At 39.0% G+C, this 23308-nt stretch carries 38 protein-coding genes; 5 read left to right on the top strand and 33 right to left on the bottom strand.

Annotation, left to right across the window (positions count from 1 at the left end; translation table 11 throughout):
* Positions 1–27: 27 nt before the first annotated feature.
* The 20 genes from AAH582_RS05420 to AAH582_RS05325 all read right to left on the bottom strand — a co-directional run bounded on the left by AAH582_RS05420 (position 28) and on the right by AAH582_RS05325 (position 11767).
* Positions 28–498 (bottom strand): hypothetical protein, encoded by a 471-nt coding sequence (locus AAH582_RS05420; protein WP_343321419.1) that lies wholly within the window; start codon positions 496–498, stop codon positions 28–30.
* Positions 486–812, bottom strand: coding sequence for a hypothetical protein (locus AAH582_RS05415; RefSeq protein WP_343321418.1), 327 nt, complete (start codon positions 810–812; stop codon positions 486–488). Before AAH582_RS05415 ends, AAH582_RS05420 begins: the two co-directional genes overlap by 13 nt.
* Positions 803–1294, bottom strand: coding sequence for a hypothetical protein (locus tag AAH582_RS05410; RefSeq protein ID WP_343321417.1), 492 nt, complete (start codon positions 1292–1294; stop codon positions 803–805). Before AAH582_RS05410 ends, AAH582_RS05415 begins: the two co-directional genes overlap by 10 nt.
* A complete protein-coding gene (locus AAH582_RS05405) occupies positions 1284–1709 on the bottom strand; it encodes a hypothetical protein (protein ID WP_343321416.1) in 426 nt (141 codons plus the stop codon). Before AAH582_RS05405 ends, AAH582_RS05410 begins: the two co-directional genes overlap by 11 nt.
* Positions 1706–2230, bottom strand: a complete 525-nt coding sequence (locus AAH582_RS05400; RefSeq protein ID WP_343321415.1) for an HK97-gp10 family putative phage morphogenesis protein — start codon at positions 2228–2230, stop codon at positions 1706–1708. Before AAH582_RS05400 ends, AAH582_RS05405 begins: the two co-directional genes overlap by 4 nt.
* A complete protein-coding gene (locus AAH582_RS05395) occupies positions 2230–2568 on the bottom strand; it encodes a phage head completion protein (protein ID WP_343321414.1) in 339 nt (112 codons plus the stop codon). Before AAH582_RS05395 ends, AAH582_RS05400 begins: the two co-directional genes overlap by 1 nt.
* Before the next feature lie 18 nt (positions 2569–2586).
* Positions 2587–3153: a head-tail connector protein gene (locus AAH582_RS05390; RefSeq protein ID WP_343321413.1), complete on the bottom strand. Its 567-nt coding sequence runs from the start codon at positions 3151–3153 to the stop codon at positions 2587–2589.
* A gap of 47 nt (positions 3154–3200) precedes the next feature.
* Positions 3201–4415 carry a phage major capsid protein gene (locus tag AAH582_RS05385; protein WP_343321412.1) on the bottom strand — a complete coding sequence of 405 codons (1215 nt, stop codon included), beginning with the start codon at positions 4413–4415 and terminating at the stop codon, positions 3201–3203.
* A complete protein-coding gene (locus tag AAH582_RS05380; RefSeq protein WP_343321411.1) occupies positions 4406–5125 on the bottom strand; it encodes an HK97 family phage prohead protease in 720 nt (239 codons plus the stop codon). The genes AAH582_RS05385 and AAH582_RS05380 overlap by 10 nt, the downstream gene beginning before the upstream one ends.
* Before the next feature lie 235 nt (positions 5126–5360).
* Positions 5361–5522, bottom strand: coding sequence for a hypothetical protein (locus AAH582_RS05375; protein ID WP_343321410.1), 162 nt, complete (start codon positions 5520–5522; stop codon positions 5361–5363).
* 115 nt (positions 5523–5637) lie between these two features.
* Positions 5638–6501, bottom strand: coding sequence for a phage minor head protein (locus AAH582_RS05370; RefSeq protein WP_343321409.1), 864 nt, complete (start codon positions 6499–6501; stop codon positions 5638–5640).
* On the bottom strand, positions 6498–6713 hold the full coding sequence (locus tag AAH582_RS05365) for a hypothetical protein (RefSeq protein ID WP_343321408.1): 216 nt from the start codon (positions 6711–6713) through the stop codon (positions 6498–6500). Before AAH582_RS05365 ends, AAH582_RS05370 begins: the two co-directional genes overlap by 4 nt.
* Positions 6714–6890 carry a hypothetical protein gene (locus AAH582_RS05360; protein ID WP_343321407.1) on the bottom strand — a complete coding sequence of 59 codons (177 nt, stop codon included), beginning with the start codon at positions 6888–6890 and terminating at the stop codon, positions 6714–6716. It abuts the gene before it with no gap.
* The gene (locus AAH582_RS05355; RefSeq protein ID WP_343321406.1) at positions 6887–7099 is read right to left on the bottom strand and encodes a hypothetical protein; all 213 of its coding nucleotides are present in this window, start codon (positions 7097–7099) and stop codon (positions 6887–6889) included. The genes AAH582_RS05360 and AAH582_RS05355 overlap by 4 nt, the downstream gene beginning before the upstream one ends.
* 154 nt (positions 7100–7253) lie before the next feature.
* Positions 7254–7580 carry a hypothetical protein gene (locus tag AAH582_RS05350; protein ID WP_343321405.1) on the bottom strand — a complete coding sequence of 109 codons (327 nt, stop codon included), beginning with the start codon at positions 7578–7580 and terminating at the stop codon, positions 7254–7256.
* Positions 7581–7591: 11 nt separating this feature from the next.
* On the bottom strand, positions 7592–8974 hold the full coding sequence (locus AAH582_RS05345; RefSeq protein WP_343321404.1) for a phage portal protein: 1383 nt from the start codon (positions 8972–8974) through the stop codon (positions 7592–7594).
* Positions 8975–8985: 11 nt separating this feature from the next.
* A complete protein-coding gene (locus tag AAH582_RS05340; protein WP_343321403.1) occupies positions 8986–10419 on the bottom strand; it encodes a hypothetical protein in 1434 nt (477 codons plus the stop codon).
* A complete protein-coding gene (locus tag AAH582_RS05335) occupies positions 10391–10915 on the bottom strand; it encodes a terminase small subunit (protein WP_343321402.1) in 525 nt (174 codons plus the stop codon). The genes AAH582_RS05340 and AAH582_RS05335 overlap by 29 nt, the downstream gene beginning before the upstream one ends.
* A gap of 114 nt (positions 10916–11029) precedes the next feature.
* Positions 11030–11389 (bottom strand): hypothetical protein, encoded by a 360-nt coding sequence (locus AAH582_RS05330; protein WP_343321401.1) that lies wholly within the window; start codon positions 11387–11389, stop codon positions 11030–11032.
* Positions 11390–11437: 48 nt separating this feature from the next.
* A complete protein-coding gene (locus AAH582_RS05325; RefSeq protein WP_343321400.1) occupies positions 11438–11767 on the bottom strand; it encodes a hypothetical protein in 330 nt (109 codons plus the stop codon).
* 104 nt (positions 11768–11871) lie between these two features.
* Here AAH582_RS05325 and AAH582_RS05320 point away from each other — a divergent pair, with 104 nt between their 5' ends.
* Entirely contained in the window at positions 11872–12093 is a 222-nt protein-coding gene (locus tag AAH582_RS05320; RefSeq protein ID WP_343321399.1) for a hypothetical protein, read from the top strand.
* On the opposite strand, the gene AAH582_RS05315 is transcribed toward AAH582_RS05320, so the two are convergent.
* The 11 genes from AAH582_RS05315 to AAH582_RS05265 all read right to left on the bottom strand — a co-directional run bounded on the left by AAH582_RS05315 (position 12081) and on the right by AAH582_RS05265 (position 18414).
* Positions 12081–12929 carry a DUF6371 domain-containing protein gene (locus AAH582_RS05315; protein ID WP_343321398.1) on the bottom strand — a complete coding sequence of 283 codons (849 nt, stop codon included), beginning with the start codon at positions 12927–12929 and terminating at the stop codon, positions 12081–12083. The genes AAH582_RS05320 and AAH582_RS05315 overlap by 13 nt on opposite strands.
* A 248-nt stretch (positions 12930–13177) precedes the next feature.
* Complete coding sequence (locus AAH582_RS05310) at positions 13178–14224, bottom strand: AAA family ATPase (protein ID WP_343321397.1); 1047 nt, start codon at positions 14222–14224, stop codon at positions 13178–13180.
* Positions 14202–14621 (bottom strand): hypothetical protein, encoded by a 420-nt coding sequence (locus AAH582_RS05305; RefSeq protein WP_343321396.1) that lies wholly within the window; start codon positions 14619–14621, stop codon positions 14202–14204. Before AAH582_RS05305 ends, AAH582_RS05310 begins: the two co-directional genes overlap by 23 nt.
* Complete coding sequence (locus AAH582_RS05300; RefSeq protein WP_343321395.1) at positions 14614–14970, bottom strand: hypothetical protein; 357 nt, start codon at positions 14968–14970, stop codon at positions 14614–14616. The genes AAH582_RS05305 and AAH582_RS05300 overlap by 8 nt, the downstream gene beginning before the upstream one ends.
* A gap of 109 nt (positions 14971–15079) precedes the next feature.
* Positions 15080–15439, bottom strand: coding sequence for a DUF3127 domain-containing protein (locus AAH582_RS05295; protein WP_343321394.1), 360 nt, complete (start codon positions 15437–15439; stop codon positions 15080–15082).
* A gap of 37 nt (positions 15440–15476) precedes the next feature.
* Positions 15477–15683, bottom strand: a complete 207-nt coding sequence (locus AAH582_RS05290) for a hypothetical protein (protein WP_343321393.1) — start codon at positions 15681–15683, stop codon at positions 15477–15479.
* Positions 15684–15809: 126 nt separating this feature from the next.
* A complete protein-coding gene (locus AAH582_RS05285; protein WP_343321392.1) occupies positions 15810–16229 on the bottom strand; it encodes a hypothetical protein in 420 nt (139 codons plus the stop codon).
* Positions 16229–16885, bottom strand: a complete 657-nt coding sequence (locus AAH582_RS05280; RefSeq protein ID WP_343321391.1) for a hypothetical protein — start codon at positions 16883–16885, stop codon at positions 16229–16231. The genes AAH582_RS05285 and AAH582_RS05280 overlap by 1 nt, the downstream gene beginning before the upstream one ends.
* A 50-nt stretch (positions 16886–16935) precedes the next feature.
* Positions 16936–17628, bottom strand: a complete 693-nt coding sequence (locus AAH582_RS05275) for a hypothetical protein (RefSeq protein WP_343321390.1) — start codon at positions 17626–17628, stop codon at positions 16936–16938.
* Between the two features lie 245 nt (positions 17629–17873).
* On the bottom strand, positions 17874–18170 hold the full coding sequence (locus AAH582_RS05270) for a hypothetical protein (RefSeq protein ID WP_343321389.1): 297 nt from the start codon (positions 18168–18170) through the stop codon (positions 17874–17876).
* Between the two features lie 34 nt (positions 18171–18204).
* Entirely contained in the window at positions 18205–18414 is a 210-nt protein-coding gene (locus tag AAH582_RS05265; RefSeq protein ID WP_343321388.1) for a hypothetical protein, read from the bottom strand.
* Between the two features lie 119 nt (positions 18415–18533).
* Between AAH582_RS05265 and AAH582_RS05260 the strand changes: the two genes are divergently transcribed.
* Genes AAH582_RS05260 through AAH582_RS05245 form a run of 4 tightly spaced genes read left to right on the top strand, consistent with a single transcriptional unit; the run spans position 18534 to position 20525 of the window.
* The gene (locus tag AAH582_RS05260; protein WP_343321387.1) at positions 18534–19235 is read left to right on the top strand and encodes an XRE family transcriptional regulator; all 702 of its coding nucleotides are present in this window, start codon (positions 18534–18536) and stop codon (positions 19233–19235) included.
* 2 nt (positions 19236–19237) lie between these two features.
* Positions 19238–19873 carry a hypothetical protein gene (locus AAH582_RS05255; RefSeq protein ID WP_343321386.1) on the top strand — a complete coding sequence of 212 codons (636 nt, stop codon included), beginning with the start codon at positions 19238–19240 and terminating at the stop codon, positions 19871–19873.
* 21 nt (positions 19874–19894) lie between these two features.
* Positions 19895–20272, top strand: coding sequence for a hypothetical protein (locus tag AAH582_RS05250; protein ID WP_343321385.1), 378 nt, complete (start codon positions 19895–19897; stop codon positions 20270–20272).
* 4 nt (positions 20273–20276) lie between these two features.
* Complete coding sequence (locus tag AAH582_RS05245) at positions 20277–20525, top strand: helix-turn-helix domain-containing protein (RefSeq protein ID WP_343321384.1); 249 nt, start codon at positions 20277–20279, stop codon at positions 20523–20525.
* 4 nt (positions 20526–20529) lie between these two features.
* Here AAH582_RS05245 and AAH582_RS05240 read toward each other — a convergent pair whose 3' ends face one another.
* Positions 20530–21684, bottom strand: a complete 1155-nt coding sequence (locus AAH582_RS05240; protein WP_343321383.1) for a phage integrase SAM-like domain-containing protein — start codon at positions 21682–21684, stop codon at positions 20530–20532.
* Positions 21685–22149: 465 nt separating this feature from the next.
* Positions 22150–23223, bottom strand: a complete 1074-nt coding sequence (locus AAH582_RS05235) for a class I fructose-bisphosphate aldolase (protein WP_046674011.1) — start codon at positions 23221–23223, stop codon at positions 22150–22152.
* Positions 23224–23308: the final 85 nt, after the last annotated feature.

Genomic DNA, 23308 nt, shown 5'->3' with positions numbered 1-23308 from the left:
TGACCTTTGTTACCTCAGTAGCCATGACTATGGCGCTACAGGTACCAATGATTGAGTTGGCTGTCCATTACCAGGGAACTCATATTGTGCTGTTGCTTTACCGGTGATCGGAGCCTCAAGGTTGATAGATCCAATTACCACATTACCAGTAACAATATATTCGTTCTCCAAAGCATGCTGCCCTGGTGTTGTACAAACCTCAATCTCAGCATTAACATTACCAGCGATATTCATCGCGATGATGTCAGCTGGAGTAACTTCAGCTCCTGCCAAATCATCTAGGAACATTCGCTGATTTACAGAAACAGACCAATCCTGGGTGTTTAATGTCCTTTCGATCCATGTTCCCTCAGATTGAATAGTTTCAGCAGATGGCTTACAGCCTTCCTCCTCATCATAGTTGTTCGTAAAATTCAATGTACAATCGGCTTGGCACTTGAAATACTTATCCCCGATCTTCACTCTAAGCAGTTTACCTGCAATCCCTACACTAGCCATTCCTTAGCCCTCCTTATTATTTCTTTGTAATTATTATTGTCGTTAATCAACTTTACTGTGCACCTAACTTCTGAGAATCTTGTTACCACACCGTCATAGCTTCGTTGTACGCCATCATCCCCTTTCCAAGCTACTTGCACCTTATCATCTTTCGATAACTTCCCAAATGGATCTATAATGATCGCTACTCGGTGGTTTAGCATCTGCTTACCTGTAGGGGTATCAATGATATCTTTCTCTATGTCGATTGTTGAAACATTGCTTACTAATACAACTTTGTTGCCCACAACCACAATATTTCCGTTTAGCTCCATTCTGTTGTATCTACTATTGTTGGTTTGTCTGCATTTGCCGGCTGAGCATTTATGATCAACCAGAACTCTTCCCAATCCATGTTCAGTATTCCGCTTCCAATGATCACCATGTTGCCTGTTGCAAGACCGGATCTCGGTGCTGAAGCATCCCCTGATTTCAGGTACCCTTTACCTTCAAAAATCAGGAACTGATCAACTGAAAGTCTTGTACGGAAGGATACATTCAGCAGAGTGTCATTCAAATAGGCTTCAAATAGTGTCTTAAAGTCTTGAGGTGCCCTTGATTTAAGCAAAGCCATGTTGACTGTGATCTGCCAATTGCGTTTACCTGGGACATATTCAGCCCACTTTCCAGATTGTACCGATGAAACCGGTATCATATCTTTATCGAAGTTGAGTGTTGAATCAAGTTCACAGCTGATGAACTGTCCTTCTGCAGTCACACCCATCATCTTTCCGTAAAGCTTAGTCCTATCCTTCATCTACCGACACATCAAACATTAAAATCCTTCTCAATATGGTGTACGTTCCATCGTGGTCCGTTAAATCTTCCGATCCTGTGTAGTCAAAATCCACCAATCCTATGATCTGTGGCATTTCGACCATATTTTTTACAACCAGTATCTGTAATACCTGGTCTTCTAAGTCATCGAGTACATTAAAGTCTGTACCATCAACTGACCTGTATACTATTTCAACATGCAGCGTATTATCAGTACTGAAATACTGCTTACTGCTTGCATTGTCCCTGCGTTGGGTTGGAATGTAGTAATAGGTACCTGAGTTGCTTACTGGAGGTATTTTCGCATATCCTTTCAGTGCAACACCACCGAGCTTTATCTTTCCAAGCAATTTAGATAGTGTAGCGGTCCGTATTTCTGCATTCTTGTTTTTCATTTATCTAACCACCTTTGAATTACTGCATTGACATCTCTTTGAATTGTCGGCTCAACCTTTTTTATTGCTGGCCCCATAAATGGTCTTGGATGGATACCTATATTCATGATCTTAGCCATTATTGGCCATAAAGCCTGTTCAGGTATACCCTTTCTTTTTATCCATTCCGCAATAGCTTGTTTAAATGATTTGTAACTTGCTTTGCCTGAGTTTACAGAAACAGCTAGATCCCTTAAGTCAGGGGGTACTTTTGCCAATGTCTTTGTACCGAATTCTTGATAACTGGCATAGTCTGCTGTAACATCTATCATCCAGGTCAAATCTTTACCATCAGTTTTAATGCTATTTCTCAAAAAACCCTGATCAACAGACACCCTACTAACTGCTTCATTTCTTATTTCATTGGCCTTTACTTCAAACTCAGCTGATACCTCACCAAGGAGATCTCGTTGTCCTTTAGGACCTAGTTTTTTAATGAGCTTATCAAGTCCATCAGTCCTAATGTCAAATCTTTTTGCCATTACATCTGTGTTGTTTCGTTATGCATCCTCGCGATGATAACAGTTTTTGTCCTCAGTGAATCAACATTGAATGAATGGATCTTGAAGTTTCTTCCTCGCCATTCGATACGGTCACCGATATGATAAAATACCTCAGGATTATATCTCATAGTGAATATGGCAACTTGGCCAATATTATCCTGCGAGGCGATCACATCAATACTTGCGTCTTTTTCCTCCACTTCGCAAAAAGGAGAGTGTAACATCGTCCAAGTCTTGCTGATGCTCCCGTCTGGTAACTCTACCTCTGTGGCTCTTAGGACGTTTATCCGCTCGTTTAATCGGTTTGCTGAAATCATCTTTATTGTGCTTGTACATTACAAAAAGGTTACGTTTCCGTACTTCATTACCATTTTCTCAGCTTCATCTAGAAACTTTTGAGGCTCCTGGATAACATTGTTTACTGAGAATACCAAACTCTCACGAACCATATACAGCCCAGCACCATACCGGCATACAGCAACTACTATATCCTCAGGCAAACCAATAGGCCACTTGGTAGTGTATTCTATAGTCACATCAGTTCCACCACTGTTGGTTATGATGTCTTTGCCAAACTTGGTATAAGGTGCTGTTACCGTATCAACTGGACCATACATAACCTTCCAGTTATCAACCATAGATAAGGCCGTCATTCTTACAGTGCGTTCACCAAAGGATAGCTGTGCTACTCTTTCAAGGTGTTGACGCGCTGCCTTTAAGTAACGGCTCAACAAAGCATCATCCATGTTGTAATCAACACGGCAATGGGCTTTGAAATCTTCAAGCGTAACAGGTTCAGCAGCTAAGTCAGAAAGGAACTGGTATTCCACACCCCTTACTGGTCGATCACTGCCACTAACCTGCATATCGCATATCTTATCTATGTTTTTGTAATAGTCCATGTTGCAAAGAAGGGGAGGTTTTAAGCTCCCCTAATTAAGAATGAAGATTAAGGCGTAACAACAGTTGAGCCTTTGATGATCGATGTTTTGTCTAATACCAGAGTAGCGATTCTTTCCTCTGCACGTACAGTGATTAAGTTTTTGATAACGTTGTCACGGTCTTGCTCAAAGAATCGAACTTCAGGGGACAATCTGCTAGCAAACAATGATTGTCTAGCATCCATAGCGAAGAAAGTTCCAGCTGTAAATTGAGGCAATCCTATAACTGGGACACCACCTATTCGCAAAATTCCACCTTCGAATGTTACTACTCCTGCTGGTAAATCATATTCACCTGATCCTGTCGCTTTGTTAAATAGAATTTTCAAAGCCTCACGGTTATTCATAAGAATATGTGTAGGCATGTGGTAATTGTCTTTTAATTGACCTTGAGTAGCATCATAAACCTTCTCAACCAATGGGGCATTTGCTCCAGCACCATTGTCATAAGGTGTAGAGTTGGCATTCAGCGTAGCTAATATCATCGCATTCTCAGCCATGAATAAACCTCGTTTACCGTAAACCAATTGCTGCGGGATGTAAGTACTTAAGAAATTAACATCATCCAACATCTCACGCTTTATACGAGTAATACCAGCAATCCATTGAACTTTAGCTGATTTGTCCTCAAAGTTGAAGTCAACTTCTTGTTTTGATAACAACTCAGCCACTGCAGCCTCACCATCCCAAATAGCAGCTGCTCCTGCTGTGGCATTTGCGGTTGGATTTTCCTGTAGATAGTCAATAGTTTTACTTGTTGTAGAAATGTTAGGTAAGATATTACGTAACCAAAGTTGATCCCAAGGTGTTGCATAAATTCCAGGTAACAATTGTGATGTTAGCTTATCATACGCTCCAGCAGTAAAATTGTCGAAATCCATGTCTTTCAACTCCATATTGAAATCCAACTTTTCTGTTGACTTTTCAGCATGACCGGCAAACTTGTCTTTGCCTTCCATGATCATAGTACCAAAAGAAGTTTTAAAGTCAGAGACATTTTTATCTTTACCTTTACCACCCTCTTTATATTCTACTACGAATGTTTGAAAGTCTTTTTTTAGGGCTTCTAAATCAGTAGATAATCCACCCATTTCCTCAATCTTGGAGAATTTGGCAACTAAATCATCAATTGCCGTTTTTTGCTCCTGAATAGTCTTGTTAGCATCGGTTTTAAACGTTTCTAATCCCGTCTTTACCTCCTGCACTAATACGTCTAATTCCATTTGAATGTATTTTTTAATTCAACTAATAGTTTTTTACTCTCATCCAAACCGGTGCTACCAATGTGCGACCCACCCGCGTGGCCTTCATTGGCCGGCGCAAGAAATTCAGATATTGCTTTTTGAATAGTTTTGATTCTTATCTCCAATAGACCGAATGTCTCATCAGAGTATGTCCCATCACGGAATGCCTTGTACAAGTTGTCTAACTCGTCCATAACATCCTGCGGATTCTTCAATAGTGATTTACCCACACTAACAGTGTAAGTATCTTCGTTGGCACCCCATAACACAGATGATCCCTCAAACAATTGGATCTGTTTAATCAATCGGTATTCAGGGAACTTCTCAACCTCAATAGGTCTAAATCCAACGCTGTGCTGCTTGATAACACCATCCTGGTACAATTTCAATACATCATTACCAAGTGTGGTATCAGAGGCGATGGTTACAGCCTGAAGGTGATTACCAACAATTGATAACTGTTGAACTGATCCAACAATGTTTTTAATGGAAGCCCAGTGGTCAATAATGTGATAGATTAGGTTTTTCCCCTGGGGACCACGTTCTTTAATGGTCTTATCGAATGCATTCTTATGAATGACATCATCGTCAAAGTCTTTGTTACCAAGACCTGACCAATTGGCTACAATACGGCGAGAATTTGAATCTACATCAACAATTCCACCTTCAAAATCCTTATACTCCAACATGCCCATACATCACAATAAAAAAGCCCTAACATTGCTATTAGGGCTTCCTCCACAAGAGTAATTAAAAATCAAACTCACAAAAATCCCTCAGCACTAACCAAATATAATACAAAATTCTTATACTACAATATGTAGTATAAAATATTTTTATTTTTTTCATAAAAAAAGCCCTGGTGATGGGCACCAGAGCTTTAAACTAACCAATTATAAACCTAAATTATGAAAAGATGTCTTTTTATGATAGCCTTTTATTCTTACTATCTAATTCTTTTATCAGCCCTTCAACTGTTTTATTAATTCTTATAAAGTCAGCTTCAAGATTCTTGTTATTAGCTTTAATTTCCAATGACTTGATCTTAGTTTTCAATTCTTGCAATGTTTGAATCTGATTTCTCATAATCTTATTTCTTTGTGAAATACTAAAATAATTAGATTCAATCCAAAATCAAAACTTTTAAACACTAACATTTATATCAAATGTAGCAAAATTTATTTATACTACAAATTGTAGTTTAAATATTTACCGCTAAACTTTCAACAGGTATCGGACTATTGCGCCTTACTGGCCTTCCCTCTTCATCCCTCAATACCTCATACATTTCGGTACAGCGACAATTGATAACGTTTTCAGCACTCAGTACTGGATCACCTGGATATTGCCCCTGTTCCAGTTGTCCATTCTTATTGATAAGCCAATACGGATCTTCCAGATTGCGATAATTCTCAGTTGCAATAAGGCGATGTGACAGCCTTGTGCGCTTATCCGGTGTATCTAGCCATTTCTTTTGCCAGAGTAGATTAGACGACATCATTGACAGCCTTCTGCCCTTATTCATCGCCTGCATTGTCTCGGTGCGAGCAATGAGCACCGCCCGCTGCTGGTTGACTTCACCATCTGCGGCCTGTTCAATGGACTTGCTGATCTCTGCGATACTGCTTCCTTCAGGATCATTGAGCTTATCCTCTACAACCTTGGCAATAGCTCGCTGTGTCGTCTGTGCAATATCCTGGATCTTGGTAAGGATATTGAGGTTTAGCCATTCTCTTGCTGTATCGCGCCAAATCCTTATCCATTCGCCTTCCGGTGTCGTAATACCAAGTATCTGCATCAGTGTATCAAAGAAGTCCTTACGATCACTAGCAAGTGGCTTAACAAAGTCTTTCCATGCCTGCTCCGCTTCCCTCGGCAATACCTCAGTATAAAGCTTTATGAGCACCGGCCTGTAATCCTCAGGGTTCACAGTGTACTGACTTGGATATGCTGCTGCAGCTTCCTTGTATTGCTTTTTGAGTACAGCAAGGAACAAGCGGGCATATCGCCTTTCGTACACTCCTTGACGTTGCAGGAACTCTCTATGGATTGTTTTTGGGTTCATAACTGACCGTGTTTTTTTATATACAGTTGTGTATATAGAATATTTTGAATAGCATGAATATGATGCCTCAAATCGTTCATATCATCAGGATGCACATCATCAATAGCTAAAATGCTTTGTAATTCATTCCATAGATCACCAGTAAGTTTTAAGCAGTTTTCTTGAGCTGTTATAGGATCTTTCTTTGGTAGTGGTAGTTTTGGTGTCATCATCTACCCCCCTCTCATCACTCGGCACACACCATAAACCAAAAGACAAAGCACCAATAGCGCACTGGGTGCATGGTAAAGCTCAGGTAAATAGCAGATAGCCTGCCATAGGCCAAGCCCAATGATTACCACAAGCATAAAGAATGCTATCAGTAAGCTAAATTGTTCTACTTGTTTCATTTGTTCCTGTTATTATTTGTTTTTAATGCAGATGTATTACCTTTTACCTCAAAATAAGCATCATAAGCATCAATCAAATGACTACCCACCATAAAAGGCACACAGACAACCTCAACATCGGGAACAGATGCATTGATCTTTTCCTTGATGATCTGTTCTTGACGTGCTGTGAGCACTCCCGATACTCCGACTAATAGTTTCTGTTTCATTTCTTCTTAACTTTAGTTTTCGGCTTCGGCTTATCCTCAGTAACTACCTCAGCAACATTACATCGCACTAGATATTTGGCCTTTTCCTCAGTTTCCTCTATCACATCACCAGCCTTGCCAAGTACGTGATCCTTTAGCAGTTTTATTTTCATTGTTAGCTGGATCTATATGAAATACGATTGAATAAATTAGACTTATTAGTATCTATCAGATACCAATATCCCATTTGAAACTTTAAAGATTCCTTGAAACGTTCAATTCTGCCTTTGATTGGGAACATTAGTTTGAATTCTGACACATGTACTTTGTCAACTCTTTCTTTGTCCTGCATTAAGCTCCAATATGGATCCATAGCGCCCTGTATCAGCATTGCGCTTTCCCCTTTGTAAATAACAATATCTCCTAAATGAGGTCTATTAATCCTTTTAAGAGCAAACAATACATACTGGATTAGTACTACTAGTTTTCTAAGTGTTTTCATTTTTATTTTATTTAAAGTGCATCATTTTCATCCAACAAATTCAAATCAACCTCAGTCCCTGGATTGACCACATCAGCAAATGGAGCCATGCCCATAGGGACCAACATCACATCACCATCAGGAACCTCATCGTAATCCATGGCACGGCGCTTCTCGTTAACCTTAATCCACCAAGCAGTACCTAGCCATTCTGCAAGCTCCTTCATGTTCTGCTGTAACTCAGGGTAATATTGGGTATCGCTGATCACAACAAGTGAGTCATCACCATAAGCCTCCCTTACATAGAAAGTCATCGTATCATCGAAGTCACGTAGCAATGGTAATACACATGATGTTATCACCTGCTTATCTGCCTGTCCTTGTGATGCCGTGTTTTGGCTTCCTGTAATACGTTCTTTCGGATAGTTATACAACAACGCACATAACTCCTGTAGAAGGTCTCCTTTGGCTTCTATGAGGTTAAGATCAACAGGACTGATGCCTAATGCTGTAAACTTTACATCGGCAGGGGTTACTACCAACTTTCCGCCATTCACTACACCTGTATGTTTCTGCTCAAACTTATCTTGAATTGATATTGCTGTTTCTTCGTCTGGTCCATTGTCAGCATTACCTGATATAATACCAATGGGTCCCATATTCTTGAACAACGTCCCCTGTGCTCTTTCTGCCTGCTCAAACTGGCCAACAGTAGCACGCCCCGAACTAAGACGACCAAGGCCATAAAGCCACTGGTTACCCGTAACATCAGCAACTAGGTTTAACTCCTTGAAATGGGCTATTTGTTTTGGATCAATAGCATCATCAGCATAATAACTTACTTTGTAGCCTTTGACTGGATTAGTCCTGTCACCTGCAACGATATTGACACAAGGCGACGGAATACACCACAACCGCACAGGAGCAAAACCATCTGAATAGTTACCTCCCAATACCGATGCATACATGTAACTGTTACCTGTGACGATCTTATAGCCGTGTAGCTCACGTCTAAGCTGTTTTCCTGTTTGATAGGTGTTCGGTTTACCGTTAATGAGATTAGCGAACTCATGGCCTTCTATTTCATCAAATGCCTGAGCTTTAAGCACCATTGCTTTCTTGAATACTTCGTCACTCCACTGACCTTTGGTGATCGCCTGGAATGCCGCTGCTTTCTTCTTGTCCTTGATCCGGTATACGGTAACCGGTGCGTCACTTGCTTTGTCAGCTATATGGTCCGTAATCGCCCGGATATAGGAGTTTGCCTTCCATGCCTTGTTGATGTAGTTACGGCCATCGTCATTCATCTGCACCCACATATCCCCTATAAACTGCCAAGAGGGATATGGTAGACCATTCCCTTTCACACTGCCACCACTCATGAGTGACCTAATCCCTTTCACTATATCTACCATATTTCTTGGTGTTATACTACAAACATTGCTTTTTTACCTAATATTCTTTGAACCGCTTGCACTAGAGCATCTTGTAAGTCATCATGTTCATTGTTTGGAAACTTCAATATACCTTGTCTTTCACATGTGTATAAGAACTCAAGCAATGAAGCCCTGCAGTAAACCGAACCACGTTCAGCGTATGGAGTTGCCATGTGTGCCCTAGCTTCCTTGTCACCACCTATTACCTTGACTTCTTTAGCTGCAATACCTTGGTTGACTAAAGTCTGTTTAGCAGACTTACCACTTGCTTTAGCCTCAATGTAATGTGGTGACTTTCGTTTCTTCATGTAATCGATCAACTTTGGGAACTCAAGCCAATCAAAGCCCATATCAGTGATGTACATGTTCTTTTCATATTCCCCTGCAGTGACAAATGCACTCGCACTGTTCTTATCATTTTCAGTGTAGGCCAAATCCCAATCGGTTCCTATCTTCTTTATCTGATTCTGAGCAAGCATACCATCCAGTACATGATCATCAATTGGGATAATCCACCTTTTCCAGATACCACCATCGGAAGGAGCCGGATCTTGGTCGAACTGACCTGCATACCCATATTCACCTAGATCGAGCCTCTGATCCTTTAAAACAGCGTCAGAAAGCCTAACAGGATCGAGTAGACCATCAACATATCTTTCTGATAGTTCCTCGGGTACTGGACGAACTTTCGAAGTGATACGCCCTGGCAGTTTAAACCACCTTAGTGCCTTTCCCTTCTTACTCGTCCAATTACCTGTTGGATCTAGCTCATGTAATCGCTGCATCACTAGAACAGTTGGTGTAACAGCCTTATTAACCTTACGGCTTGACAGCGTTGTATCCATCCATTCGTTAGCACTCGACCGTTCGACATCACTAGATGCCTGTTTAGGGTTGAGCGGATCATCAATGATAATCAAGTGAGCGTGTATACCGGTTATCGTACCACCTACAGATGTGGCGTAACGTTCGCCGTTCTTGGTATTCTTGTACTGCGTCTTATTATCCTGGTCCTTCTTGATCTGAACCTCAGGAAACAACCGCCTGTACTTCTCTGACTTAATGATATCACGTGACTTAACCGCATGGTCTGTAGCTAATGAGGCCGAATAAGACCCTGTGATTATACGTAGTGTTGGATCAACAGTCCATGCCCATGCTGGCAACATAACAGTACATATCGTTGATTTGGTCGTGCCTGGGGGAATGTTGATAATCTCGTCATATAGCTTATCCTGTCTTCCTTTTACCCTAAGTACTGTTTCCTGTAGTTTTTCACATAAAAATGGAATATGCCAGTTGTATACAGGCATCTCAGGAATGATTACACTCCAAAACTCTTTTACAAACTCAAAGAACGATTCCCGACATATATCGGCTGTGAGTTGATCTTCATCAATCGATAGTAGTTCCTCCGCTGTCATCCCCTCTCACTTTCTTCTGCAAATCCCTCAGCGTAATCTTTTCTTCTAATGATAACTTGGATAGGTCAATTTTGGCTTCTGTCGTCACATCCGCTTTCACCTCTGCTTTGATCTCCTGTTTATCTGAAAGACCATTTAAACGCTGTGTGATGCTGGCATTGTAAACACCAAGCAATCCACCTATGATCTGATTCTCCCTGATTTCTTCCCTTATACGCGAACAGATAACTGTGAAGTCTCCATAAAGGCCATCATAATTATCAAAGTAATTCTGTACATCACCATAATTCGTTCTACAGAAACGTTTGAATCCTTCTAGGGTCATTGGTACTTTCATTGGATCAGATACACGGTTGGCATCCTTTCCGACATACTGAACGTTCATCCATTCTTTACCCTGTTCAATAAGATCTTCCTTGAACAGCTCAAATGCTGCTTCAAGTTCTTCAGGTGTCTTGAAAATACGTGTAGGATGGATATTCCCGTTCTTTGCCATTATAATTTACCTCCAACACAAATTTAACCAATAAAGTTTATACTACAAAATGTAGTATAATAAAAAAGCCCCAACTTTTCAGAAGGGGCCATAGTTATGTGGTAAGTTATGAAGTTACATTTCTAAGTCTTTTAAATTTATTTCAGTAATTATACCACCCTCATAACAGCTGTTATCTGTATAAAAAATTATCTTATCATTATAAGGGCTGGTAGGTTCTAAAGGCAATTTTATACCTAATACGAATAACTGTTCGCCATTATGAACGCCGTTAAGAGGATGGGACATAAATTTATGCCATTGTCTTTTACTCATGCTTTTTATACGTTCAAGTGAAATTTCTGAATACAAAACTTTTACATCCTTTGGTTGAATATGGTTATTGATGAATAAAATATAAACATTCAGAAAAGCATCTATAAACTTATCATAGTCCAAAAATTTATAAATGCCTGTATTGTTACCATTTTCCATAATACAAATATAATTTAAATAAGGCGGCTTTTACACCGCCCTTTTATTTTATCCTTTAATTTTCTTGTACAACTTGTTGATCCTTGATCTTACTTCCTCCGGCTCTCCTTTCTCAGCTGATAGCTTGTAAGCTTCTTGTAGGATTTCAAGTAACTGATCAGCTTCCTTGTCGTCTATAACCACCGATCGGCTTCCGTCTACTGGTTCCACTTCCATGTTGTACTTTTTGGTGTAGTGGTAGATCCGGTTACGCTTTCCGGTTTCCAGTTCCTCGATCATAAGGCTTTTCTTTTCCTTGTAATCTAATTTAAAGGTCTTCCCTTTTAACTTATCCAGGAAACGGAACTTTTGACCTTTTTGCAATTCAAATAACTTCATAACTTTTTTTGTTTTTGTTTACTCTACAAATATATAACATTTGTAATATATAATCCAAACAAAATATATATTTTTTGTAATATATTTTTTCATACCTTTGTTTTATGGACTTAAAGACGTTTTTAGACGAAAACCCGATTATCACTAAGGCGGAGTTAGCTAGGCTAATGTGGCCCGATAGTAAGAATGCAAGGATCAAGCTAGGCAATAAGCTTGCAGGAACCCAAAACAAATCTGGTGTGCAGCGTGTGACTGAGGATGACGAAGCAAGAGCCAAAGAGGTGCTTAAGGAGGTCATCAGCAAAATATCCGATTACACCAAGTAGTCCGCTAAATCTAAACCTTGTTCCCTTTCCTCAGCCGTTGCTCTATCCTCAAGTATACGGCTGATATTCCAACCATACTCCTGAGCCTTAACCTTCCATTTGTCGAATGCTCCTAAGTCAGGAAACAGCGTCACATTACGGTGTTTAAGTACTTTCGACTTATCATAGCCCAATCCCCCAACAGATCCGCTAGCTAGCCAAATGAAGTCAGGCAGAAATACCGAAGCAATACAGGCCGTTTTCTCGCTCTCTACAATAGCGATCCTTTTGTTTGGGTACTCTGATATCAAATGTTCGCCAAAATAGCACTGTGTTACCTCAAACGCGTTGTATTTTTGATTTAACTTATGATACCAGGTGGACGACTGTGATTTGTCCCTATGTCCATCCGGATTATATTTCATCAGTTTACCACCACGGCATCTGTCCTGAACATCAAACTGCCACCATATTGTCCAATTGATCGTACTGGGATTGGACTGGTCCATACCAATACGGTATTTTGATATCAGGTCAACCGTCGCCTGTGCTCCTAGCTTCTCAATGAAATACCTAATCAATGTATTTTGCTCAAGTTTATAAGAAGTCTTGATTGCATCTTCATAGTCAATGAACATCAGTGGTTTTTTGCTCACCTGCTTAGGCTCCACTATTACCTTTTCAATATTTGGTATGCTCAGGTATCCGCAATGTATTTCCCGGTCGCATCTTCCGTCATTTGTCATCAGGTAGTTTCCTTTGATGTCACGGTACCGAACAAATGTTTTCTTTCCGCAGTTAGGGCACTCAAACTTTTTGCTGCCCGTGTCAAGTTTATATTCGAAATCTACTGGCATAATTATCCTCCTTTTATCACGGTTCAGGGTTATCGTGGTTCAAGTACCCTTTATATATATAAGGGTACTTGAACCTGAACCATGATAACTGTTCGTGGTTCAATTAAACTTATATTGTTGAACCATGAAACTAAAACACTGATAAACACTTATTTATAGTATCATGGTTCAATACTTTTAATTACTTGAACCATGATACTTGAACCATGATAAAAAATACTACTTGAACCATGATCTGAACCATGATCCTAAAGATCTGATTGCCTGCCTATTAGACTATAAAAAGTATTCTTCCACTCCTTTTCACCATGTATAACATTTTGCTGCTTTAGGTGCTCTATAAATGCCTTAGCTTTAGCAACTCCAATGTTAATACCATGGGTACCATATCCTGCAATAATACCATTAACCAAGTCAGAATATTTCATTTTAGGATCGTTCTGGAATACCAATTTCAACATCAATCGATGCTCATCCAACGTATAATCCGATGGCTGTATCGATCTTTTGCCCACACTTACTTCCACATGCCCCATATAGTTCTGAATAAGCTGTGGTATACCATAACTATCACGTTCGAAAGCGAACTCCTGGAACGGCTCAGAACGTGTGTATTCAGGTGAACATACCACATTACCATAATCATCCTTGTTAACAGATATAACCGTCTCCGACTTGTTTACCATCTCAGTGCCCAAATGCCCTCTAGCCTGATCATTCCCTTTGTTGGTATGCAGAACCGTAAGGATATGGCAATCGTTGTCTATGGACAGTCTCATGATATCACCACTACGTATAGTAGCTTCATCAGGGCTGTTTATATCGTATACAAGATCCTTTATACCATCTATGATAACAAGGTCAGGGTTGAACATAGTTATAGCCTCCTGGATGATCTCATAGCGTTCCTTTGGATTATACCTTCGTACGTCAAGATATTTGAAGCTATCACAGGTTTCCGTGCCGGCTATATTGAGAATCCAGAACTGTGTCCGGCTTCCGTAATAGTCACCCTGCTCCGTATCAAGCCATAACACGGTAAGTCCACGGCCGATACACTGGGCCACCAGCCATGCTGTTGCTGTTGTCTTACCTACCTTGGCTTTACCGATGATCGTTGAAATGGATTTCTTGGTAAATACAGGAATGCCCGACAGCTCAAATACACTATCAGGACGTGGGATCTCTATACCCTGTGGAATGATGCTCGATAGAACAAGTTCAGTAATGGCAGCCTTTGAGTTGTCATCATCCGGAAACTCCTCATTTATGCTATGAACTAAATCTAATGGCATCGCGCTGTGTTTTAAGATGTGCTATCAATTTTATTACCCAATCATAGAAAGACTGGAAGTCCTTTGCTATCCAGTAAATACCCCCCGCATCCTCAACAGCCTTTTGGTAGATCTTCTGATCATCCGATTGCTTATCCTTTCCGATCTTGACCTCAATCTTTACACTCATGCCCTCAATGGTAGCAGATACATCCGCGGTACCGTTAGTTGATGTTGGCGGGATATACTGCACTGATCCTACTACCCTCATCTGCCCAATTACATTGGTTACCGTCTTCTGATTGCTTATTACCCGTCCCGATGAGCTGACACGTTCAGCCTGATATCCGATGAGCCTAAGGAAGCTAATTATAGCCTTTGTGAGATCGTTTGCCTTGCGGTCTGACCATTTATCCAAACAAGGATAAGGATTGTTCGGGTACCGCTTTATTTTGGATATCTTTTGGAGTTCTTTTGCGACTCTGAGCCCCACTCCCTTTTGCGCCAGGTGCGCTGCGTTCCATTCGTCCCTTGTTACTATCATTGTCGTTATTTTTTGTGGTTATTTTGACGGACTCAGGAGATTGATTATCTTTGTGGTCCGTTATACTCTTTGTGGTTATTGAGTATGCTGGCTTAGAAATGGCCATGTCCTGCACTAACAGAACATGGCCTCTTTTGTCTATTACTCTTACTTCATCACCCTTCTTTCCAAGTAAAACACTTGGATTCACATACAACACTATATCCTCTGTTAAGTAAGGCATAATCAAAAAATTTAATTATATTTGACCTTGGTAGGCAGCCGCCCAACCATCGTCAGTTTCTTTGTGGTTATCGAAATTGTCATGTACTTGGGTTCTGCCTACCATCCTTTTAGAATGGTAAGTCGTCATCGTCGCCTCCTCCCGAATTAAGGTCAACAGGTGCCGGCGCTGCTGCAGGGACTGATCCTGCACCGAGCTTGGTTACTCTCCATGCCACAAGACTATTGAAATAGGTGGTTACACCATCCTTATTTGTCCATGGCCGGCCACGAAGATTGAAAGATACCTCAACCTCATCACCTACTGATAGGTTATCGAACTTGCTTGTATTGTCCTGAGTCGCTTCGAACTTCAGGTACTCCACAAATTGCGGATTCTCAGCATAAGCGACAATCATATCGCGTTTTTTGAAAGACTCGGTTACCTGCTGAGTATCGCCGATCTCATGTACTTTACCTTTGATTTCCATTTTTACTTAAATTTTTATTAAACTTTTTACTTACTCTTTACTTAGGATCATTCTCAAAAAAATGAGGCGCTAAATCTCTTTTACTAGATACTTCACACATTAGATGATTTGGATATTTTTTTTCCAAACGATTCCATTCTAAATCAACACCTTTTTTGTTTAAATGGGATATATCCACCTGTGCACAACTAAGGTCAAGTCTTGATTTTTTAACCTCGATCCATTTGAATGTTTGTTTTGCCATTTTTGTCCTACTTGTTGTAATAGTTATACATCCATTGATATGAGGATATTACCCACATTGCAGTCACCCATTGATGACCTATTAGCATCACCAAGAAGGTGAATAGGTGTAATGCTGTTAGTGCTATCATGATGCTTTGTTTAATTCTATGTTGAAATACTCCTTTGTTTTGTTCCTTACGAACTGGGCAACTTCCTCCTGGTCTTTAAGAGACATATAACATATCTCATTGAATATGTCGCCTAAAACAAATGCCATAACCTCAATATCGTCCTGTCCTTTAGGATTCACGAATACCTGATTGATGACCTTGTTTATCTGCTTAAGATCACGCAATACCTTTGTACCCTTCTCAAGAATATATTTAGGTGCATCAATCATAGTGGCCTGCCCTTCCTGGAAGGACACAGCATTTTGTGTCATACGAATTTTGCCTATCTGGTTGCGTAAGGACTCCTCGAAGTACTTCGCCGAATTTATCACTGATATTGCCGCCTTAAACATGTCCAAGTATTCAGGGGGCACACCTTTGAATTGATTCTCCATTATGAAACCTGTCTTAAAAATGATTGTGAATAAAAACCTGTACTTTCAATATACTCCCGGCATACCAATACACGGTCCTGTATATCTTGGATGCGTTTTTCATTAAATGAAACATCAAATACCTTCAATCGCAGTATTGGAGGAAGATCTGAATACGTCATATCCTCTTTTACCTTTTGGTAAACTTCGGGTGGAACCTCTCCCCGATATCCTTCTTTCCATGATAACTTTGACATTTCCTTTTTCATCAGGTCCAAAGGAGCATCCATTAGACAATAAACCAATTTAGAGTTACGATATCCTGTAAGCTGCATATAACCGTTAAGCTGATCCTCATAACCATCAGTTGGTATTTCTTTGTCGTATAGAGGAAATGTGAAGCAGTCCCATGAGTTCTTAATGTCAGCGATGAACTGCTGGCGCTCATGCATGATATCCGGTGTTCCCTGAAAGATATCATCTTCGAACCATTCCTCATTCTTATAGACAATACCCCACTTTAGGTTTTCAGCAGCAAAAGCGATCGCGTCGTTCTCGCATGCATTACCTTTGTCAAAGTATTTTGATGCAAAGTCTTTTCTACGGTTGTAGATCTGCTCTTTCATCCATTCATCAAGGTATGTTTGACCTGTCTTACCAAGACCTTTAACGCCCATTATTTTACTTATACCTGAGCATCTAATTTTGAATTCTGGAAAGTCGTTCATTATGCTGCTCCTTTCAACTTTTTGCCCAAATCTGTTGCAAGGTCCTTATAAAGATTTTGGGCTCCTTTAGGAATTGATTTGTAAATTTCTCTGACTTCTTCCGGAGTGGAGCAGGCTTCAAAACTATCAATAATAGCCTGATCAATTTCTAAAGCCTCGTTGACAGCTTCTGATGTTTCTAATACAGGTTCTTTAACGTCAATATGAGGTATATCTACTATATTCATTTCTTCAGGTGTATAAACAGGTCCACTGAATACATCAGGGCAATACCATTTTACACCGTTTGATATGGCACGAGCAAACAACATATTTTTAGGGAACTTATCCAAGTTCTTTGTTTGGGCTTTTTTAGCATCATCAATGGTAAAAGTAGAATTTCCTATTTTCTCATTACCTTGATAAAAATCAATTGAACAAATTTTTTCAGACTGTTCGATAACTCTGTAGTCATATTTACCTGATCCTTTAACTGTAGACGCTATTAGTCCAGCGCCAATTGTTGGTTTGCCTTGAATAATATGCACACCTGACATAGCCGCAAATGGGGGTATCCCTAGTTCCTGCCCAGCCATTATTTTTACAAATGCTTGGCTTGCTTGCTTAGCATCAGTGAACATTCCGCTTTCTGCGAATAATTGAGCTACCGACATAACCTCGTTCGTTGGTAACAATTGTTGTAATTTATCCATATACTCTTTGTGGTTACTTTTCTAAAAATTAATTGATAACACTACTTTACCCTTTTTCACGATCTCAAACCGTGATCGATCCAACTCGAAAGTTGTTTTGCCTACCTTGAAGATTAGTTCTCTGCCGAATGGGTGTTTTAATAAAAAGATTCTCATAACTGTTTTTACTAATGTGGTTAAACCATTTGTTAATACTCTCTGTGCTTTTGGGGTTCCAGTCATCAGGATAAACCGAAGATTGTATTCTAGGCCCTGCGTTCTTTTGCTGTGACATATAAGTTCCTTTGTTCTGATAATAATGCTTTGTTCAACTGCATAACATCAAAGTGGTACACTGCCTTATGTCCCTTTTGGATCCTGGTCAATAAACCCGTTTTCTCCAAAAACTCTATCCGCTCCCTAGTGTGTATACGAATTGCCTGTGGCCTGCTTATAGTGGGACTGACCAATCCGGCATTAATCAATGCCTGCTGTCCTCCCAGCTCAGCAGACTTGGCCATCATGTCGGCTAAGTCATATTGATTTATTTCGTAAACTTTCATGTTATCTTTTTGTGGTTATTGATAATCTGACTTGTTATTTCACGCGCCATACGGCAAATGTGCCCGCTGGCTGACCTTTTTTAGAAGTAATAAATTCGAAACCTTTGTAACGCTTCAATTCACCTGCAACCTGTTGTACAGCTGTCCTATCAGATAAATCGAAAGTGTCACTATCAGACAAGGCTATTGCTTCTAGCTTGTCACTGATTTCTGATCTTTTTGTCTTAGGGATTTGTTTTTCCATAACCGTAATGAATTATTATGAATAATTATGTATTATTGTGGTGAACAGTTATACAAACATATCAATTATTGATATTATATCCAAGTGAAATATCAATAATTGATATACATATTAATTAAATGTCTATAAATCAGAGGTTTAAATTTATCAGAAAATCGCTTGGATTGACACAAGGCGAGTTTGCAAAGCAAATAGGTGTGAAACAAAATAGTATTTCACACATGGAAAAAGATGGAAATACCATAACAGATCCAGTCAAATTAATGTTAAAATCAATATTTGATATAAATATCAATTGGCTAGAAACTGGAGAAGGAGAAATGAAATTAAATTCATTTAAAAACGAAATAACACCAGTTCCTTACGACGACTACATGATGGTTGAATATGTTGACCTGTCTGTATCAGCTGGCTATATGGGAGGATGTGACGTGAATTTATTACCTGAAAAAAAGAAAAGATTAGTACCTAAAGAATTCGAAAAAGGGAATTATTTAGTTGTCCGTGTGGATGGGGATTCTATGGACAATGGGACAAATTATTCTATTCCTAATGGAACTGAAGTCCTAGTAAAAGAATTAGAACAATCATTGAGTGATAAATTACCAATAAGGAATAATTTATTTGTAATATGCTCAAGGGAAGGAAATGTCCTAAAACAAATAGTTGAACATAATATTGAACATGAGTACGTTAGATGTAGATCTTATAATGAGAATTACCCTGATTACAACGTACCATTTGATGAAATTATGCAAATATTCGTCTATAGAAAAATAGTCTCTATGAGACCACCAATACCAGATATAAACAGTAAATAATTATGAAAGTATTTTTATTCGTTCTTTGTTCATTTATGGCATTTAAAATGGTTTCAAGTCAAACAATAAAATTGCCATCAAAAATAAGTCCAACCACTGATAAAAGCGTCAATATTAAAATTGATGGTTTCTATGGTATTTTATTTGGAACAAGTAAAATATCAAGCAAAGATATAATGAAAAAAAAAGGATGGGTAATTGATGAAGAATCAACTGACTATATTCTTTTTAAGAAAAACAGATATCTTGGAAGAGATGCTATTCTAATTCTGAAGTTTGTAAATAATTCTCTTTATGAGGGCGTAGCGATATTTGTTCCAGATTTAGAGGCAAAAATACTAGATCTTTATAATGATGTAAAAAATGATGTTTCATTAAAGTATGGACTTGCTAAATCATATGAATTGTACGATTATCCATATGAGAAAGGAGATGGACATTATTTGACTGCAATTGAAGTAGGAAAGGCTAAATTTTCTTCATATTGGCATGAACAAATTAATGGTTTAGATACAGAAGGAAATATTATAAGTTTAAAAATAACTTCAAATATGTCAGTAGTACTTGTCTTTCAAGATGACAAAAGAATTAACGATGTTATATTAAAACAAAACGAGAAAAAAATTGAAGATTTATAGTAACCTAACAAAATTTAAATTATGAAGTACCTATTATTAATAATAATCGCTATAACAAGTTTTTCATGTAGCAAGAGCGATACTCAGGTTGAGGATAATACGAAAAAAGTAAAGGTAGAATTGACTTATCTAACTGGCACCCATAACACTACTGGCACATATAGTATAAATGGTGTAAATGGTGGTTTTTCTAACGAGTATCAAGAATATACAGTAAAAAAAGATTTAAAAATTGGCGATGAAATAAAAGCAACTCTAAGTAGAACATCAACCAGTGGAACAGGAAAATTTGGCATTCTATTAATGGTAAACAATAAACTGGTTAAGATCGCAGAAAGCGAGAGCTCACTCAAATTGGAAATAAACTACAAAATAACAGAGGAAGATACAAAACAATAAATACATGGCGCTTAAGGACAAATCAAAGAACGCAAACACAGAAATCGATAGACCATATGAAGAAATTGGCGCTAGACTCAAATCCTGGAGAATCGAAAAAGGACTCAAACAGGAGGAAGTAGGCGAACAATTCAAATACAAACATGTGTACTGGTATGAAAGTGGCCGCAGACAGCCAACTATCGAATACCTTATACACATCAAGAAAACATATGGTGTTTCTATCGACTGGGTATTGACCGGCGAAGAGTAAATCCTTAATCCCTCAGCAGCGAAATCACATCGGACTGGATGCGATCCACAAGACTCCAGTCCGAATCTATGTAAACGTGTCCTATCCTACTACCTCCATTATTCAAAGCCATTTCAATATTGCCAACTGAATGCCCGAATTTGTTATGCGCTAGTGTGGCAAAAATATGCCGTGCATGGTAGAAAGTAATATCAAGGTCCTTAGCACCAACGAACATGCTCAATGTAAATGATGAAAAATTCTTATAGGTTTTCATTTTCGGTACTAGATCAACCAACAGTTTCTTTGCTTCATCCGGAACATGCACACTGATGTATGCGTTATCCTTTCGCTTGTTCCTGGTCTTAGCTCTCTCGTAACTTATACGGCCATTCACAATCTTCCAATCATGATGGAATATATCCTTTGCATTCATGCCACACATGTAAAACGATAGGAAGAATACATCCCGAAATAGTTTCTTTGTTCCTACAAGTTCCTTATCCCGGAATTCCTTTAACTGCTCGATGGACATATCCTGTCCTTTCTTACGGACCGGAGCTGCTTTGGGGATATCATAAAAATCAAAAGGGCTGTGTGTTATTACAGTTTGGAACTCTGTGTTGTATTTTCTCTTTATACTGTTGAACATGCTTTTAAGAAAAGACATGTAAGCATTAACTGTATTTTTCTTTAGCTCACTTTTTACCATATAGGTCTCCAAGCCCCGAAGAAGTCCTGCATTAAAATCTTTAATAGGCAAACTATCTTTCTTAATGAAAGCTTTCAGAGTATTAAGGGCAGCAGTAAAATTATACTTAGTGCTTGTTACATCAATCTCATTTATGATGAATTCAGCTTCTGTTACAAAATCAATTTCATCAAAAGATCCAGCATCCTTAGAATTTATCAAATACTCCATAAGCTCATGCGCTGTCATTGAATCAGCCCTAGCGCCTATTTTATTGAGCTTTTCCCTGTATTTTATGATATCAGCATATATATTATCTAAAATATTGGTGTCCTTAATAGATAAATCTTTTTTTAACTGCTTCCTGGATACGAAATATGGTGATTGAGAATACACCTGTTTCCGCTTGTGAGTGATCCTGAACTTGATATTTACTGTTCCGTCTTCCTTGAAATGATGCTCGAAAATTTTATATGCGATTGTGGCCATTTTGTAATACTGCTGTAATACAAATATACAAAACACGCACGTAAGGTTAGGTGTATCTTGTTATTTAGAATGGTATTTATTAGGTCAAAAAGTGGCTTACCCCTCTTAAAATGCTACAATCGAAAAAAATATTTTAATATTATATTCTAATTGCAACATAATAATGTGTTATTTAAAATAGTGAACAAACTTAGATAAATTTGCCTTTATTTACAAGCTATTTTATTCCTATACCACTATCCAAAAGGCTTTTTGACTGCTTTACGGCGCGCTATTTCCATCGCACCCGGTTAACATTCATCAATCCATTGAAGGTCTGTCTTCAATGGAATAGATCTTTACAAACCCTTATCCAAAGAAAGAGCGTATCGATTAAATGCATAATCGATACGCTCTACAATTTGATTTATACTTGCAAACCCTATGCTGAGACTCAACCTGATGAACTCAGGAGTCGCGCATTTGCTAAGCTATGCTTACTTCGTCGCATAAATAAACATCCTGAATAGCATGTAATAATGCAACACCTTCATTCATTGGTTTTTGAAAAGCCTTACGGCCGGAGATCAAACCTGTTCCACCTGCCCGCTTGTTGATAACCGCTGTTTTTACAGCTTCTTGTATGTCATTCTGCCCCGAAGCCCCGCCAGAATTGATCAAGCCTGCCCTACCGGCAAAGCAATTGAGTACCTGGTAGCGGCACAGATCAATAGGATGATCGGAAGAAAGCTCGGTATACATGCGTTCATCCAGCTTTCCATAACTACTTTTACCCATATTCAGTGCTTTAAAGCCGCCATTCAATTCGGGTAGTTTTTGTTTAATAATATCCGCTTTGATCGTTACGCCCAAATGATTGGCCTGCCCTGTCAGATCCGCTGCTAAATGATAGTCTTTATCACCCTCTTTAAAAGCAGAGTTGCGCAGGTAACACCACAATACTGTTGCCATCCCTAAGGAATGCGCTTCTTCAAATGCTTTTGCCACCTCTATAATCTGACGGTCGGATTCCTCAGACCCAAAGTAAATCGTTGCTCCTACCGCAAGAGCCCCCATGTTCCAGGCTTCGCGAATTGTTCCGTACAAGATTTGATCGGCTCGATTAGGATAGGTCAATAGTTCATTATGATTTATTTTTACCAAAAACGGAATCTTATGTGCATACTTTCGGGCAACAGCGCCCAAAACACCAAAAGTAGAAGCCACAGCATTACAATTTCCCTCCAGAGCCAGTTTGACAATATTTTCTGGATCAAAATACTGTGGATTTGGCGCAAAAGAAGCTCCTGCACTGTGTTCGATTCCCTGATCAACAGGCAATATCGAAAGATACCCGGTATTGGCTAATCGACCCGTTCCAAAAAGCTGCCCTAAACTCCGTAAAACCTGAGGACTACGGTCACTCGAACTGTATACTTGGTCAATAAATGCGGCTTGTGGAAGATGAAGCATTGTTTTGGAAACTGCGGGTTGATCAAATTCTAACAAATAACTCGCTTCAGCACCTAGATGTGCCTGTATTTTTTCAATGTATTGCATAATTTATTTAAAATAAAGTGATGGAGTTTACCATAATCTTTAAAATAAAACTCCAAAAAGCACAGAATGTTTTAGCGCATATTAT

Origin of the sequence: Sphingobacterium multivorum (assembly GCF_039511225.1) — a bacterium.
Taxonomy (GTDB): Bacteria; Bacteroidota; Bacteroidia; order Sphingobacteriales; family Sphingobacteriaceae; genus Sphingobacterium.
The sequence above is the reverse complement of the archived record's forward strand: the minus strand, read 5'-3'. Positions and strand labels throughout refer to the sequence as shown.